Origin of the sequence: Streptomyces sp. NPDC020898 (genome assembly GCF_044333925.1) — a bacterium.
Lineage (GTDB): Bacteria > Actinomycetota > Actinomycetes > Streptomycetales > Streptomycetaceae > Streptomyces.
In genome coordinates, this window is the sequence record NZ_JBIRRV010000005.1 from 568336 (window position 1) to 586925 (window position 18590).

Here is an 18590-nt window from a genome sequence, read left to right on the forward strand (position 1 = left end):
CCTTCAGTCGGCTGCCGGGGCAGCGAGGGGAGCCGCCGGCGCGGCCGAAGCCTCCTCGAAACGGTGTCCGGCGAGCACACCCGTCCGGTGCCGCTGGATGAACCAGTAGTAGGCGAAGCCACCGCCCGCGATGACCGCGACGAACAGGACCGCGCCCCACTGGAGGTACCAGTGGAAGGGGGCGCTCGCGTTGTAGACCGAGGCGCGCGGCCAGATCAGGTTGGTCGTCATGGCGGCGCCCCAGATCACCGCCCCGATGTTGACGAGCAGGCCCCAGCGGCCCAGCGAGAACTTGCCGTCGCCTGCAGGCTTCCACTTCCCGCGCAGCCGCGCCACCAGCATGGGCCCGGTGACGCCCAGATAGGCGAGGTAGATCATGATGATGCCGATGCTGGTGACGACGGTGAAGATCTGCGGCTGGCGGATGTTGACCACCAGGATCGCCAGCGCCAGGACACCGACGATCACCGCCGGCAGCACCGGCGTCTGGAAGCGCGGGCTGACCTTCGCGAGCAGGGAGGACGCGGGGAGGTTGTTGTCGCGAGCCATCGCGAACGCCAGCCGGATCGCCGCCGTGTGGACGGCCAGGGCGCACACGGTGACCGCGATGAGCACGCACCACAGCATCGCCTTGCCGGCCGTCGGTCCGAGCACGTCGAGCACGATGTACTGGAGGCCGTCCGTGGACAGCTGTTCGCCCTTCAGGCTGGAGACGCTCATCAGCGCGAGCAGAAGGATCAGTCCGCCGAGGACGAAGGAGGCGACGATCGCCCGGATGATGGCGCGCGGTGCGTTCCGGGACGGGTCGAGGGACTCCTCACCGAGCGAGGCGGCCGTGTCGAAGCCGTACATGACGTACGCGGACGCCAGCGAAGCCACCAGGAACGCGCCGAGGTAGCCGGCACCGTGGCCCGTGCCCGTGCCGTTCGTCTCCAGGACCACCTGCGGGCCGCGTGTGATGTGCACGGCGAACAGGGCGATCAGGACGACTGTGGCGACGAGTTCGATGAAGACCCCCGCCGTGTTGATCGTGGCCATCAGCTTGACGCCGAAGGCGTTCACCACGGTGGTGAACAGGATCAACACCGTGGCCAGGATCACCGCGTTCGTCGCCACGTCGTACTTGCCGGTACCGTCCCCGACGATCTGGAACACGTCGGAGATCTGCGGCAGCGTGAGCTGGTAGGCGAGCGCCACCGCCGCGATCGACACGATCGAGGCGATCAGCATCATCCAGCCCGCGAGCCAGCCGAGATGCGGATTGCCGATCTTCTTCGACCAGTTGTAGACCGAGCCCGCCACGGGATAGCGGGCGGCCAGCTCGGCGAAACAGAGCGCGACCATGAACTGGCCGACGAACACCATCGGCCACGACCACCAGTAGGCGGGGCCGCCGCTGCCGTAGCCGAAGTAGAACAGCTGGAAGGTACCGGTCAGGATCGAGATGTAGCTGATCCCGGCTGCGAACGTGTGGAAGTTGCCGAGGGTGCGCTTGAGCTCGGGCTTGTAACCGAACTCGGCGAGTTCGGCGTCGTCCGTGTGCCCTGGGTCTTTTGGCTGTTCGGTTGTTGCCATGAGCGGACTCCTGGTGGGCCTGGGGGAGAGGAGGGGAGTGGCTCGTTGCGGGTGCCGGGATCCATGAGGGCGCGCACACTCAAGATGCACAAGAGGGCTCACATACAAGGGGGTTACGAGAACCAGCCCTGCGGCGAAGGATCGGTGTTCCGCCAGATGTGCTTCGCCTCGCGGTACTCGGCGAGCCCCGCGGGCCCCAGTTCGCGGCCGAAGCCGGACTGCTTGAAGCCGCCCCACTCCGCCTGCGGGACGTACGGGTGGTAGTCGTTGATCCACACCGTTCCGATCCGCAGCCGCGCCGCGACCCGCTGCGCCTTGGCCTCGTCCGTAGTGAAGACGCCCCCGGCGAGCCCGTACACGGTGTCGTTGGCGAGCCGTACTGCCTGCGCCTCGTCCGTGAACCGTTCCACGGTGAGGACGGGACCGAACGACTCCTCCTGTACGACGGTCATGGCGGCGGTGCACTCGTCGAGCACCGTCGGCGGATAGTAGAAGCCGTCGTCGAGGCCCTCGGGGCGCGCCCCGCCGCAGCGCAGCACCGCGCCCTCGGCCAGGCCCTGGGCGACATACGCCTCGACCTTGGCGCGATGTGCCTCGGAGATCAGCGGGCCGGTCTGCGCCTGTTCGTCGAACGGGCCGCCGAGTCGGATCAGTTGGGCCCGCCGGACGACCTCGTCGACGAACCGGTCGTGCAGGGAGTCCTCCACCAGGAGTCGGGCCCCGGCCGAACAGACCTGGCCGGAGTGCAGGAACACGGCCGTCAGCGCCATGTCGACGGCGGTATCGAAGTCGGCGTCCGCGAACACGATGTTGGGGTTCTTGCCGCCGAGTTCGAGCGCCACCTTCTTCACGGTCCCGGCCGCCGCGGCCATGAGCCGACGGCCTGTCTGGAGTCCGCCCGTGAAGGAGAGGAGGTCGACGTCCGGGTGGTCGCCGAGCGGTGCGCCCGCCTCCGGACCGGCGCCGAGGACGAGGTTGGCCACCCCCGCCGGCAGTCCGGCCTCAGCCAGGAGCCGCATCAGGTGGATCGCGGTGTGCGGGGTCAGCTCGCTCGGCTTGAGGATGAAGGTGTTGCCGGCCGCGAGTGCCGGGGCGACCTTCCACGCCGTCTGGAGAAGCGGGTAGTTCCACGGGGTGATCAGTGCGCAGACGCCGACCGGCTCGTACACGACCCGGCTGTCCACGCTCGGCGAGCCGGTGTCGATGACCCGCCCGGTCTCGCTCGTCACGAGCCGCCCGAAGTAGCGGAAGCAGTTGACGATGTCGTCGATGTCGTACGCGCTCTCCACCAGTCGTTTTCCGGTGTCGAGGGACTCGGCGCGGGCCAGCTTGTCCTTGTCGCGGGCCATGAGGTCGGCGACGCGCAGCAGGAGGTCACCGCGCTCGCCCGCCGTCGTATGAGGCCAGGGGCCCTCGTCGAAGGCCCGGCGGGCGGCGCCGATCGCCTCCACCGTGTCCTTGCCGCCCGCCTCGTCGACGATTCCGACCAGGGAGCCGTCGGCGGGACAGCGGATCTCGCGGGTGCGCTCGTCGAGCGCGGATCTCCACGTGCCGCCGATGAAGAGTTCGGGCATGTTCTCGTTCCTCCTGGTCAGCGCCGTACCTGCGGCGCCCTTGCGGCTGAGCGCCTCCCCGGCCGACGGCGGATCATGCCGAATGTGATCTTCGACACGCTTGGCGTTACGTCTGCGTGGCCCACCGGAGGAGGTGGCTCCGTCCGGCACCAGCACATCACCCTTCCGGTACGGCCGCGATGCCATCGAGGACCGTGTCCGTCCGCAGGCTCCGAAGTCCTGCTCGTTCAACGAGGGGAACAGTTCCGTGGATTCACCGTGGTGGCGTAGTGCCGGCGCGCATGTTCCCAGGAGACGGAGGGTCAGCTTCCCGAAGCCGACGCTGCCGTCGGCAATCGACTCCCCGGGCGCCCTCGCCGAACTCGGGGTTGATGGCCACGGACGGTCGGGCCGTACGCCCGCCTGCGAACCCCGGTCGCCTGGGGGATCTGGGAGCGGGCTCGGAGGGCGACCGGTCTGCCGTCGATCTCGTACACGTTCTCGCGGCTGATCGGTGCCGTCCGGGACAGGCCGGCGTCTACGCGTGACGGTGCTGCGGACCGCGCAGAACCGCACCGCCTCGAAGACGGGTTCTGCCCTGCGAAAGGTCTCCGGGTCGACGCAGTGGCCTCGCCCCGCGTGAACGCGACGGCCCCCGTGGCCGCGGTTCGCCCTGTCGGTCGGCCGCGGCCCTCGATGCCGGCCCCCGACCCCTCGGGGGCGAGTGAGGGCAGGTGCAGCCCGCGGGTCCGTTGGCTGCCCCCGGACTGCCCCTCTACCCGAACGCGTCCCGTTGTCAGGGGCGCGTGGCCTCAGGGATGCGACAACTGCCCGGTCCCGCCGCCCTGTCCGCGTATCTGCTCCGGCGTCCGGGCGGCGGTGCGGGCCTGTCGTCGGGCCTTGCGGCGCTCCCGTCGCAGGGCCCGTGCAGTGCTGCTCGGAATCGACACCACGCCGTTGCGCTGGTTCCAGACCTGGCGTGTCACCCACACGTCGAGCGCGGCCCAGGTGGCCACCACGGTGCTCCCGACGCTGCTGAGCACCATCGGGAAGGCCAGCCAGGAACCGGCCAGCGTGGACAGGAAAGCCACCATCGCCTGGATCAACGTGACGGCGATGACAAGCACCGCCCGCACGGCCGCCGTACGCACCGGATCGGGCAGCCTGCGTCGACGCGCGGGCTCCTCCACCCACAGCTGCCGGTAGGAGGGCTGTGGCTCCGCCCTCGCTGAGTCGGGGAGTTGGGCGGCCGAGGCGGAGGCGGAGGACGGCTCGCTACCGCCCACGCTCTTGCCACTGCCTATGTCCTGACCGGTGCTGATGCCCTTGGCGCCCCCGTGCACCGCGGCCCCTTCCCTCTTCCCCGGACCCACCGGAACGCCGCACTCGTCCGGAAAGCCGTCCTCCGGCGCACCGAAACCGTGTACCGCCGCCAAGGGTGCCGCAACGTCGTTCTCGAGCGCTTCGTGTCGCTCCGCCGTGCCCATCAACGTGTCACTCCCCACCGCCCAGCAGACCGCTCGTCCCGGTGTCGTTGGACACCGACTCCCCAGTGGTTGCCCGGCTTACGCTGTTTTACGCCGCCTGGACGCGGGATGCGGACCCTGCTCACGATTCCGCCGCCCATTTCCTATGTACAAAGACGAACGACGTGTCTCGAAGATTCCCATCAAACGAAAGAATCAAGCCAAACGGCCAAGTTGGCCGACGGGTGCCGTCCCGAGGTCGATGCCGGATTCGAGGAGGCAATCTCCCGTAATGATCGGACAACTCGCCATGTCTTGCCCGGGGCACGGCAGTTCAGCCTCCGGACAGGTCTTCGAGTTATCTGCGGGTCAGTAGTAGGCTCACGCCGATTATTGACGCACATGTGTACCCCTGCGCAGGCGGGGGCGAGCTGGGGGAGGCCATGCGCTTTCGCGGGAAGTCCATCCGCCGGAAGATCGTGGCGCTGCTTCTCGTGCCGCTGGTGTCCCTGACCGCGATCTGGGGCTTCGCCACGGTCCTCACGGGTCGCGAGGCGGCCGAGCTCTTCAACGTGTCGTCCATCGTGGAGAAGGTCAGCTACCCCACCGAGGACGCTGTGCGCGTGCTCCAGCAGGAGCGTCGCCAGACTCTCGTCTATCTCGCCGACCCTCGTGCGTCCGACGCGCTCGCAGCCCTTCGGCGCAGCCGCACCGCCACCGACGACGTCGTCGACAAGATTCGTACCAACGCCGACAAATCCGATGTGCGCAACTCGATCAGCGAGAGCGACGGCGAGCGCCTCACCGCCGTCCTGGAGGCCTTCGACGGCATCGACCCGCTGCGCCGAAGCGTTGAGGAGGGCACCGTCACCCGGTCCCAGGCCCTCAACCTCTACAACAACCTGGTCGACCCCTGTTACGTCCTGCTCGCCAACCTCCACATCATCGACAACCTGGAGATGGACAAGCAGGCCCGCGCTCTCGTCAACATCGCTCGCGCCCGTGAACTGCTCTCCCGCGAGGACGCACTGCTCGGCTCGGCCCTGGTCGTCGGCACGCTCTCCCGTGACGAATCCCGTGACATCTCCGACCTCGTGGCGCAGCGCACCGTCATGTACGACGTCAGCCTGCCGCTGCTGCCGCTCGCGGACCGCGTACGGTATGAGCGATTCTGGAAGAACGCCTCGACCGCGCCGCTCCGGGTGGCCGAACAGGCCGCCATCGGCGCCGAGTCGGGCCGACCGCGAGGGGTCACGGCGAAGAGCTGGGACACCACCGCCGGCGACGTTCTCGATGAACTCCGCAAGCTCAATGACCAGTCGGGCGACCGCTATCAGGACCGGGTCCGTCCGGTCGTGATGGGCGTCATCGTCAAGGCCGTCGTCGCCGGCGTCCTCGGACTGGTCGCCCTGCTGTTCTCGCTCTTCCTGTCCGTACGCATCGGCCGAGCCCTCATCCGAGACCTGCGCCAACTCCGACTGGAGGCCCACGAGGCATCCGGCGTGCGGCTGCCCAGCGTGATGCGCCGTCTGTCGGCCGGCGAACAGGTCGATGTGGAGACCGAGGTTCCGCGACTGGAGTACGACAAGAACGAGATCGGCGAGGTCGGCCAGGCCCTCAACTCCCTGCAACGCGCCGCCGTCGAGGCCGCCGTCAAACAGGCCGAACTCCGCTCCGGAGTCTCGGAGGTCTTCGTCAACCTCGCCCGGCGCAGCCAGGTCCTGCTGCACAAGCAGCTCACCCTGCTCGACACCATGGAGCGCAGGACCGAGGACACCGACGAACTCGCCGACCTGTTCCGCCTCGACCACCTGACCACCCGTATGCGCCGGCACGCCGAAGGTCTGGTGATCCTCTCCGGAGCCGCCCCCTCCCGGCAGTGGCGCAAGCCCGTCCAGCTGATGGACGTCGTACGCGCCGCTGTCGCCGAGGTCGAGGACTACGAGCGCATCGAGGTACGCAGGCTGCCGCGGATGGCCGTCACCGGCCCCGCCGTCGCCGACCTCACCCACCTGGTGGCCGAACTCCTGGAGAACGCCACGGTGTTCTCGCCCCCGCACACAGCCGTCCAGGTTCTGGGGGAACGTGTCGCCAACGGGTTCACCCTCGAGATTCACGACCGGGGGCTGGGCATGGCGGCCGAGGCGCTTCTCGACGCCAACCTGCGACTCGCCGAGACACCCGAGTTCGAACTGTCCGACACGGACCGGCTCGGCCTGTTCGTCGTCAGCCGACTCGCCCAGCGGCAGAACGTCCGTGTCTCCCTCCAGCCGTCCCCGTACGGCGGCACCACGGCCGTCGTCTTCGTCCCCGACGCGCTCCTCACGGACGACGTCCCGGACACGAACGGCATCGGCTTCCGCCTCGACCGCGCCCGGCCCTCCAAGGAGGCCGAGTTCGAGGACAGCCGCAGGGCCGCGCTCTCTCCGTCGGCCGTGCGTCTCCCCGGCCTGCCCTCCTCGCTCCTCGACGGGCCCGTCGAACTGGAGGCGCCGGTCGACCTGGACGCCATCAGCGGCCTCCCCGGTGCCCTCAGCGACGCGGACAGCGAACACAGCCGCCTCTTCCGGCCTCACCGCTCGATCACCGGAGCGGCGGACGATGAGAGCGATCTCCCCCGGGAGCAGCACCAGCAGCTTTCGGGTGGCCGGGGCGAACCCACCCCCGACGAGGTGGACGGCCGGCCGGGTGACCCGGTGGCGCTGCCGCGCCGCCGTACCCCCAAACTGGTCAGCTCCCACGGCCGTCCGGTCACGGAACAGTCGCCCCGGCGCATCCCCGCCCCGGCGGACGAACAGCCGGTGGAGAACATGGGCTCGACGGACCCGGACCCGCTGGCCACCCTCCCGGCCCGCCGCCGCGGTGAGACACCGAACCGCCGCGGAACAGGCCAGGGCGACGGCTTCGGCGACCGCCCGGAGGCCCCGCTGCGCGGCTGGGACGGCCGAGGCGAAACCGTCGGCCGGGGCCTCGACGACCGCGCGGATTCAGCGGGCTCAAGGGGCTTCACCGACCGTACGGAGCCGTCTGCCTCGCGCTTCGGCGACCGATCCGTCGGTGACCGTTCCGACGGGCTCGCCCGTGGCATCGGCGGGCGGGCGGAGACCGGCCGCAACGGCCTCGGCGGCCTGCCGCCGGAAATCCCCGCCCTCCCGCAACGCGACCGGCGCAGCGGCTCGGGCGGTACCGCCCCCCGGCCCGGCGCCGCGTCCGAACCTGCCGAGTCCGGTACGGCAGGACTGCCTCGCCGGGTACGGCAGGCCAACCTGGCCCCACAACTGAGGGACGGCCCCGAGCGGCGCGCCGAACGGATGAAGCCTCGTACCCAGGACGGGGCCGACCTCTTCGACCGGGACGCCGACGAGGTGCGCAGCCGCATGGCCTCGCTGCAGCGCGGCTGGCAGCGTGGTCGTGAGGAGAACGCCGTGGGCGACGACGTCCAGGACGGCACAGCACAAGGAACGACTAGGGGGGACGGTCGATGACCGCACCGAAGGCGACCGGCCACAGCGCGAGCGACAAGGCGTCGGGCGAGCTGAACTGGCTCCTCGACGACCTTGTGGACCGGGTCGCCAGCATCCGCAGAGCACTCGTGCTCTCCGGCGACGGACTGCCCACCGGGGTCTCCAAGGACCTCAGCCGGGAGGACAGTGAGCACCTGGCTGCCGTCGCCTCCGGATTCCACAGCCTGGCCAAGGGTGTGGGACGGCACTTCGACGCGGGCAACGTCCGCCAGACGGTCGTCGAACTCGACGACGCTTTTCTGTTCGTGACGGCCGCCGGGGACGGCAGCTGCCTTGCCGTGCTCTCGGACGCCGACTCCGACGTGGGCCAGGTCGCTTACGAGATGACGCTCCTGGTGAAGCGTGTCGGTGTGCATCTGGCCGCCGCTCCGCGCACCGATCTGCCCGCAGGCGGGTAGTGGGATGACATGAGCGGAGACGGTCAGCCCAGAAGCCACTGGTTCGACGACGAGGCCGGACCGGTCGTCCGTCCGTACGCCATGACGCGAGGCCGCACCAGCCATTCGGCCCAGCACCGCCTGGACCTGATCGCGGTGGTCGTCACGGAGGCGCACGCGGACGATCCGGAAGCCGACCACACGCTGTCCCCGGAACATGTGGACATCGTCGAACTCTGCCGTGGCGCCCCGCAGTCGGTCGCCGAACTCGCTGCCGAACTCAATCTCCCCATCGGTGTGGTGCGGGTCCTCATCGGCGACCTCGTGGACGAGGAAATGGTCCATGTGACGCGTCCCGTACCCCCCGCCGAGCTGGTGGACGAGAGTATTCTGCGCGACGTGATCAGCGGCCTCCGGGCGCTCTGAACAGCGCGGAAGCGGGGTAGAGACGTGGCAGGCTGGCAGTTCTGGGTCGACCGAGGCGGCACTTTCACCGACATCGTCGCGCGGCGCCCGGACGGTGGTCTGCTCACCCACAAACTGCTGTCCGACAACCCCGCCCGGTACGCCGACGCGGCCGTCGCCGGTGTACGCGAACTCCTGGGCGACTCCCGGGAGCCTATCGAGGCCGTCCGCATGGGAACGACCGTCGCCACCAACGCCCTCCTGGAACGCAAGGGCGAGCGCACCCTCCTTGTCGTCACCCGCGGTTTCCGCGACGCGCTGCGCATCGCCTACCAGAACCGCCCCAGCATCTTCGCCCGCCGGATCGAACTGCCCACGCTGCTCCACGAACGCGTCGTCGAGGCCGACGAGCGCATCACGGCCGACGGCACCGTCCTGCGCGCCCCCGACCTCGACGCTCTCGCCGGGCAGCTCCAGGAGGCGTACGACGACGGGATCCGGGCCGTGGCCGTGGTCTGCATGCACAGTCACCTCCACCCCGCCCACGAACAGGCCATCGGCGCGCTGGCCGCCCGCATCGGCTTCCCGCAGATCTCGCTGTCCAGCGAGGTCAGCCCCCTCATGAAACTGGTCCCACGGGGGGACACGGCCGTCGTCGACGCCTACCTGTCGCCCGTCCTGCGCCGGTACGTCCAGCACGTCGCCGACGAACTCCACGACGTGCGGCTGATGTTCATGCAGTCCAACGGAGGCCTTGCCGACGCCGCTCAGTTCCGTGGCAAGGACGCCATCCTGTCCGGCCCGGCCGGCGGCATCGTCGGCATGGCCCGCATGTCCCAGCTCGCCGGCTTCGACCGCGTCATCGGCTTCGACATGGGCGGTACCTCCACCGACGTCTCGCACTTCGCCGGTGAGTACGAACGTGTCTTCACCACCCAGATCGCCGGTGTGCGCCTGCGCGCGCCCATGCTGGACATCCACACCGTCGCTGCCGGAGGCGGCTCCGTCCTCCACTTCGACGGCTCCCGCTACCGCGTCGGACCCGACTCCGCGGGCGCGGCTCCCGGCCCCGCCTGCTACCGCGGCGGCGGCCCGCTCACCGTCACCGACGCCAACGTCGCCCTCGGGCGCATCCAACCCGCCCGTTTCCCCGAGGTGTTCGGCCCCGGCGGCGACCAGCCTCTCGACGACACCCTCGTCCGCGACCGCTTTGCCGCCCTCGCCCGCGAGATCCGCGAGCGGACCGGCGACGACCGCACCCCCGAGCAAGTGGCCGAGGGCTACCTGCAGATCGCCGTGGCCGGCATCGCCAACGCCGTGAAGCGCATCTCCGTACAGAAGGGCCACGACGTGACCCGGTACGCCCTCACCACCTTCGGTGGTGCGGGTGGGCAGCACGCCTGCATGGTCGCCGACTCGCTCGGCATCCGGACCGTCCTGGTGCCGCCCATGGCCGGTGTCCTGTCCGCACTCGGCATCGGACTCGCCGACACCACGGCCATGCGCGAACAGTCCGTCGAGGCCTCCTTGGAACCCGCCTCCATGCCCGGCGTCCTGAAGACCGCCGACGATCTGGAGGGCGCCGTACGCGCCGAACTCCTCTCGGAGGACATCCCCGAGGACCGCATCCAGGTCACCCGCCGCGCGCAACTCCGTTACGACGGCACGGACACTGCCCTGACCGTCGGGCTCAGCGAACCCGACACGATGAAACACGCCTTCGAAGAACGTCATCGCGCCACGTACTCCTTCACCCTCGACCGCCCCGTAGTCGTCGAAGCCCTCTCCGTGGAAGCCACTGGCATCACCGAACCCCCCGATCTCTCCACCCTCACCGTGTTCCGACCCCGCACCACCGCCCCGGAGACGGCCAGCCTTCACACAGGCGGTGCCTGGCACGACGTACCCCTGCACCGCCGTGAGGAACTGCCCCCCGGCGAGACGGTCACCGGCCCGGCGATCATCACCGAGGCCAGTGCCACGACCGTCGTCGATGACGGCTGGCAGGCCTCTACGACCGACGACGGGCATCTGGTCATGGAACGCGTGGCGGTTACGCAGAGTTCCGATCTCGGCACGGAAGTGGATCCGGTTCTGCTGGAGGTCTTCAACAACCTCTTCATGGCGATCGCCGAACAGATGGGCGCCCGACTGGAGTCCACCGCCCAGTCCGTGAACATCAAGGAGCGCCTGGACTTCTCCTGTGCCCTCTTCGATCCGGACGGAAACCTGGTCGCCAACGCTCCCCATATCCCCGTTCACCTGGGGTCCATGGGTACGAGCGTGAAAGAGGTCATCGAACGCCGAGGCGACGGCATGCGCCCCGGTGACACCTACGCGGTCAACGACCCGTACCACGGTGGCACCCACCTCCCCGACGTCACCGTGATCACTCCGGTCTTCGGAACTGCGGGGGCGGCAACGGGCAACGGCGACACGGAGAGTGACCAAATCCTCTTCTATGTCGCCTCACGCGGCCACCACGCCGAGATCGGCGGCATCGCCCCCGGCTCCATGCCGGCAGACAGTCGCACCATCGATGAGGAGGGCATCCTCTTCGACAACTGGCTGCTCGCCGAGAACGGCCGCTTCCGCGAGGAGGAAACCCTCCGCCTGCTCACCGAGGCGCCCTACCCCTCCCGCAACCCCAGGACCAACCTCGCTGATCTGCGCGCCCAGATCGCCGCCAACCAGAAGGGCGTCGACGAAGTCGCCCGGATGATCGACAACTTCGGTCTCGACGTCGTCCAGGCATACATGAAGCACGTCCAGGACAACGCGGAGGACTCGGTACGACGGGTGATCGACACCCTGGAAGAGGGCCAGTTCGCCTACGAGACCGACTCGGGAGCCGTCATCCGCGTACACATCTCCGTGGACCGCGAAAAACGTTCCGCGACGGTCGACTTCACCGGCACTTCCGCGCAGCTGACCAGCAACTTCAACGCGCCGTTCGCTGTGGTCAACGCGGCTGTCCTGTATGTCTTCCGCACTCTGGTGGACGACGACATCCCGCTCAACGACGGCTGTCTGCGTCCGCTCGACATCGTCGTACCGCCCGCCTCGATGCTCGCTCCCGAGCCGCCGGCGGCTGTTGTCGCGGGCAACGTCGAGACCTCACAGGCCATCACCGGAGCGCTGTACGGGGCGCTCGGGGTCCAGGCCGAGGGCTCCGGCACGATGAACAACGTCACCTTCGGCAACGAGCGGTACCAGTACTACGAAACCGTTGCCTCCGGGTCGGGCGCGGGCGACGGCTTCCCCGGTGCCCCCGTCGTCCAGACCCATATGACCAACTCGCGGCTCACCGACCCCGAGGTCCTGGAGTGGCGACTGCCTGTCCGGCTGGACGAGTTCGCGGTTCGGCGCGGCAGCGGCGGTGCGGGACAATGGCGTGGCGGAGACGGGGCGGTGCGCCGCCTCCGGTTCCTCGAGCCGATGACCGTCTCCACGCTGTCGCAGCACCGCAGGGTTCCGCCGTACGGTATGGCGGGCGGCGAGCCGGGCGCGCTGGGGGCCAACCGCGTGGAGCGCGCGGACGGCACGGTCACCGTGCTCGGCGGCAGCGACTCGACGGACGTCGGCCCCGGCGACGTACTCGTCATCGAAACCCCAGGCGGCGGGGGCTACGGCCCACCACCGACCCATTCCGAGCAAGCAGGAGAAGAGATCGATGATCTTCGGGCGTTCTGAGCGCGGCAAGCCCCCGGTCGAGCCCGTCACGCTCAAGATCCTCGTGGCCGGCGGTTTCGGGGTGGGCAAGACGACCCTTGTCGGCGCGGTCAGCGAGATCAGGCCGCTGCGCACCGAGGAGTTGCTCACCGAGGCGGGCCGCCCGGTCGACGACACCAGAGGCGTGGAGGGCAAGCACACCACCACCGTGGCCATGGACTTCGGCCGCATCACGCTCCGCGAGGACCTGGTGCTGTACCTCTTCGGGACGCCCGGTCAGGACCGCTTCTGGTTCCTGTGGGACGAGCTCGCCACCGGCGCGTTGGGCGCGGTCGTCCTCGCCGACACCCGGCGCCTGGAGGACAGCTTCGCCGCCGTTGACTACTTCGAACGGCGTTCCATACCTTTCCTGGTCAGCGTCAACTGCTTCGACGGGGCCGCCCGTTACCCGTCTCAGGACGTGCGGGCGGCACTGGACCTCGATGCCAGCGTGCCGCTCGTGTTGTGTGACGCACGTGACCGGGAGTCGGTCAAGGAGGTCCTCATCGGAGTCGTCCAGCACGCGATGGCGTACGCGGCCGACCGCCGCGCGACCGTCAGTACCTGACAGCCCACCTCCGCCCCGAACGCGCACGGCCCGTACCCCCGCCGACCGGGGTACGGGCCGCGGTCCGAAGGCACGCGCGCGTGGACCACGTTTTCGCGGTTTTCGCGCGCGGGCGACCGGGCGCAGTTGCTGCTCTAACCCCGCCCGTCGTCCTCCCAGCCGAAGCTCTTCTCCACGGCCTTGTGCCAGTTGTGGTACTCACGGTCGCGGACCGACGCCTCCATGGCGGGCGTCCACTCGACGTCCTTCTGCCAGTGCGACTTCAGCTCGTCGAGGTCGTTCCACACGCCGGTCGCGAGGCCCGCCGCGTACGCCGCTCCCAGGCATGTCGTCTCGGAGACCTTCGGGCGGATGACCGGCACCCCGAGGACATCCGCCTGGTGCTGCATCAGAAGGTTGTTCTTCGTCATGCCGCCGTCCACCTTCAGGGTCGTGATGTTGACCCCGGAGTCCTGGAACATGGCGTCCACGACCTCCCGCGTCTGCCAGCTCGTCGCTTCCAGCACCGCGCGTGCCAGATGCCCTTTGGTGACGTACCGCGTGAGGCCGGTGACCACCCCGCGCGCGTCGGATCGCCAGTAGGGCGCGAACAGGCCGGAGAACGCGGGCACGATGTACGCGCCGCCGTTGTCGTCGACGCTCGCCGCGAGCGTCTCGATCTCGTCGGCGGTCCGGATGATGCCGAGCTGGTCGCGGAACCACTGCACCAGCGCCCCGGTGATCGCGATGGACCCTTCGAGGCAGTAGACGGGAGCCTCGCCACCGATCTTGTAGCCCATCGTGGTCAGCAGGCCGTTCTTCGAGGGCACGGGCCGGTTGCCGGTGTTGAGCAGCAGGAAACTGCCGGTGCCGTACGTGTTCTTCGCCGTCCCCACGTCGTAGCAGGCCTGGCCGAACACCGCGGCCTGCTGGTCGCCCAGCGCGGAGGCCACGGGCACGCCGGCGAGCTGGCCCACCGCGGTGCCGTACACCTCGGACGAGGATTTGATCTCGGGGAGGATCCCTTCCGGGACGTTCATCGCGGAGAGGATGGCGGAGTCCCACTGGAGGGTCTCCAGGTTCATCAGCATGGTGCGCCCGGCGTTGGTCACGTCGGTGACGTGCCGTCCGCCGTCGGTGCCCCCGGTCAGGTTCCAGATCAGCCAGGAGTCGATGGTGCCGAAGGCGATCTCGCCGTGCTCGGCACGGGCGCGCAGGCCCGGCACGTTGTCGAGCAGCCAGGCCGCCTTGGGGCCGGAGAAGTAGCTGGCCAGCGGGAGTCCGGTCTGTTCGCGGAAACGGTCCTGCCCGTCCGTGCCGCCGAGTTCGTTGCAGAGTGACGCTGTACGCGTGTCCTGCCAGACGATCGCGTTGTGGACGGGCTTGCCCGTGGCGCGGTCCCACAGGACCGTGGTCTCGCGCTGGTTGGTGATGCCGAGCGCGCTGAGCTGGTCGGCGCGCAGCCCGGCTTTGGCGAGTGCACCCGCGACCACCGCCTGCACCTTCGACCAGATCTCGGTGGCGTCGTGCTCCACCCACCCGGGCTTGGGGAAGATCTGGCGATGCTCGCGTTGGTCGACGGCGACGATAGCGCCGTCCTGGTTGAAGACGATGCAGCGGCTGGACGTGGTGCCCTGGTCGATTGCGGCGACGAACTTGTCCGTCATGACGTCCCCTTCGTCGGAAGCTCCGGAAGTCCGCAGCCCCGGAGTGTCTGCGTTCGCGTCAGAAGGCTGCGTTGAAGATGATCCCCGCCAGCGCGCCGCCGATCAGCGGCCCCACCACCGGGATCCACGCGTAACTCCAGTCAGAGGTGCCCTTGTTGGGGATCGGGAGCAGCGCGTGGGCGATGCGCGGGCCCAGGTCACGGGCCGGATTGATGGCGTACCCCGTGGGGCCACCGAGCGACATGCCGATGCCGACCACCAGGAAGGTGACGATCAGTATCGCCGTGCCGGACTCGCCGAGCCCTTTGGTCAGGCCGAAGGCCAGGATCGGCAGGACCAGAGCGACGGTCGCGATGATCTCGGTGATCAGGTTCGCGACGGGATGGCGGATGGCGGGCGTCGTGGAGAAGATCCCCAGCGTGGGCTGGGCCATCTCGTCCTCCGCGTTGGCCTGGAACTGCGCGAAGTAGACCAGCCAGCACAGGACCGCACCCAGGAAGGCGCCGAGCATCTGCCCTGCGATGTAGACGGGCACCTTGTCCCAGTCCCCGGTGTCGATGGCGATACCGATGGTCACGGCCGGATTGAGATGCCCGCCGGACAGCGGCGCGGCGGTGTACGCCCCGGCCATCACACCGAATCCCCAGCCGAATGCGATGACGACCCAGCCGGCGTCCTTGGCCTTGGAGTAGTTCAGTACGACGGCGGCGACCACGCCGGCGCCGAAGAGGATCAGAATCGCGGTGCCGATGATCTCGCCGAGAAAGATGTCCCCATTGCTCATGGCGGCTCCTAGGCCCTCGCGCGGGGCGATCGGGCCCCGGTCGACCGTGCAGGGTGCGTTCCCATGGCGACTTCAGCCGAGGACAGGGAAGATCCCGCGCCCCGCCCGGCGTCCGTGACGAGCGTGCCTTCGCAGCCGCATCGCCCGCCTGGGAATGGCCCGCGGTCCAGATGGGGCCCGCACGGCGCATTGCCTGATTGCGCCGAGAATGTCCGGCGATGCCGACTGACACCGGCAGTGTTCTCCGACGTCCAGTGAGCGTCAAGGTCGCCGACGACAACCGTTGAGGTGCCCTTGGGAAGCGGGGCGAGAGCCGAGGTCTGCGCGGGGGAGAGTTCTGGGGACCGACCGCACACACGGCAGTCAGCAGTTGCCCGGGATCGGCTCTGACCGACGCAAGTCCCCGCCGAGCGGACTCCCAGCCGTCGTTCGCCCCGTCGTGCGGACGCGGCCCTCGCCCGGCCCGCCCCGCTGAGGGACTTCGCCGCCTGCTTCAGTGGCGCCGGGTACGCGGTGGCCTGCCATGGAGCAGCTCGGCCGGGCTGTTCACGACTCATGGGCACTGCCCACGCACCTGTCCTCACCGCACCGCGATCACCGACGAACCGTGCCCGAAGAGACCCTGGTTCGCCGTGATACCCACGCGCGCCCGCGCGACCTGCCGGTCACCGGCGTCACCCCGCAACTGCCAGGTCAGCTCGCACACCTGGGCGATGGCCTGCGCGGGCACGGCCTCCCCGAAGGAGGCGAGTCCGCCGCTGGTGTTCACCGGTATGCGCCCGCCCGGTGCCGTCGCGCCCTCCCGCAGCAGCTTTGCCGCCTCGCCCTGGCCGCACAGCCCCAGATCCTCGTACCACTGCAACTCCAGGGCCGTGGACAGGTCGTAGACCTCCGCCAGGGAGAGGTCTTCGGGGCCGATGGCCGCCTCCTCGTAGGCCGCCCGGGTGATCGACGCCCGGAAGGCCTCGCCCGTCGGTTCGACGGCCACCGCGGAGTCCGTCGCGATGTCCGGCAGGTCCAGCACGGTGGTGGGGTACCGCGGGGTCACCGTGGACACCGCCCGGATCCGCACCGGCTCCGTCACCCCGTGCCGCCGCGCGAACTCCATGCCGGTCAGCACCAGCGCGGCCCCGCCGTCCGACGTGGCGCAGATGTCGAGCAGTCGGAGCGGATCGGCGACCACCGCGGAGGCCGCGACCTCCTCGGCGGTGACCCGCTTGCGGTAGCGCGCGTTCCGATTCAGCGCCCCCGAAGCGGCGTTCTTCACCTTGACCTGGGCGAAATCCTCCAGGGTGTCGCCGTGCACGGCCATCCGCCGCCGCGCGTACAGCCCGAAGTACGTCGGGTTCGTCGCCCCGAGGACCCGGAACCGCAGCCAGTCCGGGTCGTCCGGCCGGTCGCCGCCGGCCGGCCGGAAGAACCCCTTGGGCGCCGAGTCCGCCCCCACGACGAGCACCACCTCCGCGAGGCCGGCGAGGATCTGGGCCCGCGCCACGGCGATCGCCTGCGCCCCGGACGCGCACGCCGCGTACACGCTGGTCACCCGGGCGCCCTGCCAGCCCAGCGCCTTGGCGAACGTCGCCCCCGCCACATACCCGGGGTAGCCGCCGCGCACGGTGTCCGCGCCGACGACCGAGCCGACGTCCCGCCAGTCGAGCCCCGCGTCGGCGAGCGCCGCGCGCGCGGCGGCCGTGCCGTACTCGGCGAAACCGCGCCCCCATTTGCCCCAGGGATGCATGCCCACGCCGAGCACCGCTACGTCTCCGGTCATTTCCTCACCTCCGTCGGCCGCCAGTGCCAGGTCGTCCAGGTCGTCTCCGCGTCCTCGTTCAGCACCCCCGGGACGACCTCCACCTCCATGCCCACCGCCAGATCGGCGACGGTGACCCCGGGGACCGTCTGCCCCAGTACCACCATCCGCTCGGACTCCAGCTCCACAGCGATCAACGTGTACGGTTCCCACGGAAGTTCCGGATCGGTCACATACGGTGACGGAGGCCGGTACCGGCTGTCCGTGTACGACCACACACGTCCGCGCCGGGACAGTGGCACCTCGTCCAACTCGCCGCCCGGACACCCCGGATTGCGGCAATGGACATCCTCGCGGGGAAAGAAGACCGAGGCACAGGCCGAACACCGGGTGCCAAGGAGCCGGAAACCGTCCCCGTCTTCGGCGAACCACCCGGAGACCACGGGCGTACGGGCGCGTGTCACATCTCCTCCAGAGAGCTGTATCTGACGGAACGTCAGAAGTGTGGCACGGGCCCTTCGGATTGGGCAGCCGTCGCACAGAACCACCCACGCCTTGTGTGCGTCGTCGTATCGGTAGGGACGGCAGGGGTCCACGGGGGTGATTCCGGCCGTCCCGCTCATCCCGGCGCGGGCCTGTCGGGTTGAGGCGGCCCCCGGAAGTGCTCCATCCACATGATCGGATACAGTCCGCCGCGTGTCCGTAAATCAACTATCAACCGACAACTCCGCGCGGGACTCCCACTGTTCGAGCTGCGGAGCGCCCTATGGAGAGGTCGTTTCCGGCTGGCCCCGCACCTGCCCTGCCTGCGGCACCGTGGCCTACCGCAACCCGCTGCCCGTCGCAGTGGCACTCCAGCCCGTGTACGACACCAAGGGCGCCGCCCTGGTCGTCATCACCCGAACCATCGCCCCCGCGCGCGGGGGAATCGCCCTGCCCGGCGGGTACGTCGACCATCGCGAGGACTGGCGGCAGGCCCTTGTCCGTGAGCTCAAGGAGGAGACGGGTATCGAGGCGGCGAGCCGCGACGTGCGTCTCGTCGACGCGATGAGCTCGCCGGACGGGCACCTGCTGCTCTTCGGAACCCTGCCGGAACGCCCCGCAGACCATCTGCCGCAGTCCGCCGCCACGGACGAGACTGACGGCTGGCACCTTCTGCGCAGGCCGGAGGAGCTCGCCTTCCCGCTGCACACGGTGGCCGCACGCGCCTGGTTCGAGGGCCGCTACTGAG

Annotated in this window: 13 protein-coding genes; 6 read left to right on the forward strand and 7 right to left on the reverse strand. The window is 69.5% G+C overall.

Going from position 1 to position 18590, the window contains the following annotated elements:
• Nucleotides 1-3: 3 nt before the first annotated feature.
• The 3 genes from ACH4TV_RS19875 to ACH4TV_RS19885 all read right to left on the reverse strand — a co-directional run bounded on the left by ACH4TV_RS19875 (nucleotide 4) and on the right by ACH4TV_RS19885 (nucleotide 4471).
• A complete protein-coding gene (locus ACH4TV_RS19875; protein WP_398399708.1) occupies nucleotides 4-1575 on the reverse strand; it encodes an APC family permease in 1572 nt (523 codons plus the stop codon).
• Between the two features lie 113 nt (nucleotides 1576-1688).
• A complete protein-coding gene (locus ACH4TV_RS19880) occupies nucleotides 1689-3149 on the reverse strand; it encodes an aldehyde dehydrogenase family protein (protein WP_398399710.1) in 1461 nt (486 codons plus the stop codon).
• Nucleotides 3150-3940: 791 nt separating this feature from the next.
• Nucleotides 3941-4471 carry a hypothetical protein gene (locus ACH4TV_RS19885; protein WP_398399712.1) on the reverse strand — a complete coding sequence of 177 codons (531 nt, stop codon included), beginning with the start codon at nucleotides 4469-4471 and terminating at the stop codon, nucleotides 3941-3943.
• Between the two features lie 566 nt (nucleotides 4472-5037).
• Between ACH4TV_RS19885 and ACH4TV_RS19890 the strand changes: the two genes are divergently transcribed.
• From ACH4TV_RS19890 to ACH4TV_RS19910, 5 genes are read left to right on the forward strand one after another with little or no spacing between them, the layout of a single operon-like run.
• Complete coding sequence (locus tag ACH4TV_RS19890; protein WP_398399714.1) at nucleotides 5038-8079, forward strand: nitrate- and nitrite sensing domain-containing protein; 3042 nt, start codon at nucleotides 5038-5040, stop codon at nucleotides 8077-8079.
• Nucleotides 8076-8516, forward strand: coding sequence for a roadblock/LC7 domain-containing protein (locus ACH4TV_RS19895; RefSeq protein ID WP_398399716.1), 441 nt, complete (start codon nucleotides 8076-8078; stop codon nucleotides 8514-8516). Before ACH4TV_RS19890 ends, ACH4TV_RS19895 begins: the two co-directional genes overlap by 4 nt.
• 9 nt (nucleotides 8517-8525) lie before the next feature.
• Nucleotides 8526-8921, forward strand: a complete 396-nt coding sequence (locus tag ACH4TV_RS19900) for a DUF742 domain-containing protein (protein WP_398399718.1) — start codon at nucleotides 8526-8528, stop codon at nucleotides 8919-8921.
• Between the two features lie 24 nt (nucleotides 8922-8945).
• Nucleotides 8946-12593: a hydantoinase B/oxoprolinase family protein gene (locus tag ACH4TV_RS19905; protein ID WP_398399720.1), complete on the forward strand. Its 3648-nt coding sequence runs from the start codon at nucleotides 8946-8948 to the stop codon at nucleotides 12591-12593.
• Nucleotides 12574-13179 (forward strand): GTP-binding protein, encoded by a 606-nt coding sequence (locus tag ACH4TV_RS19910; protein WP_398399722.1) that lies wholly within the window; start codon nucleotides 12574-12576, stop codon nucleotides 13177-13179. Before ACH4TV_RS19905 ends, ACH4TV_RS19910 begins: the two co-directional genes overlap by 20 nt.
• Before the next feature lie 134 nt (nucleotides 13180-13313).
• Here the strand turns inward: ACH4TV_RS19910 and glpK are convergent, their stop codons facing one another.
• The 4 genes from glpK to ACH4TV_RS19930 form a co-directional block, all read right to left on the reverse strand.
• Entirely contained in the window at nucleotides 13314-14825 is a 1512-nt protein-coding gene (gene glpK, locus ACH4TV_RS19915; protein WP_398399724.1) for a glycerol kinase GlpK, read from the reverse strand.
• 58 nt (nucleotides 14826-14883) lie between these two features.
• A complete protein-coding gene (locus tag ACH4TV_RS19920) occupies nucleotides 14884-15609 on the reverse strand; it encodes an MIP/aquaporin family protein (protein WP_398399726.1) in 726 nt (241 codons plus the stop codon).
• A 580-nt stretch (nucleotides 15610-16189) separates the two neighbouring features.
• Entirely contained in the window at nucleotides 16190-17380 is a 1191-nt protein-coding gene (locus ACH4TV_RS19925) for a lipid-transfer protein (RefSeq protein WP_398399728.1), read from the reverse strand.
• The gene (locus ACH4TV_RS19930) at nucleotides 17377-17802 is read right to left on the reverse strand and encodes a Zn-ribbon domain-containing OB-fold protein (RefSeq protein WP_398399794.1); all 426 of its coding nucleotides are present in this window, start codon (nucleotides 17800-17802) and stop codon (nucleotides 17377-17379) included. The genes ACH4TV_RS19925 and ACH4TV_RS19930 overlap by 4 nt, the downstream gene beginning before the upstream one ends.
• 253 nt (nucleotides 17803-18055) lie before the next feature.
• Here ACH4TV_RS19930 and ACH4TV_RS19935 point away from each other — a divergent pair, with 253 nt between their 5' ends.
• Complete coding sequence (locus ACH4TV_RS19935; protein ID WP_398399730.1) at nucleotides 18056-18589, forward strand: NUDIX domain-containing protein; 534 nt, start codon at nucleotides 18056-18058, stop codon at nucleotides 18587-18589.
• The last annotated feature ends 1 nt before the right edge of the window (nucleotide 18590 follow it).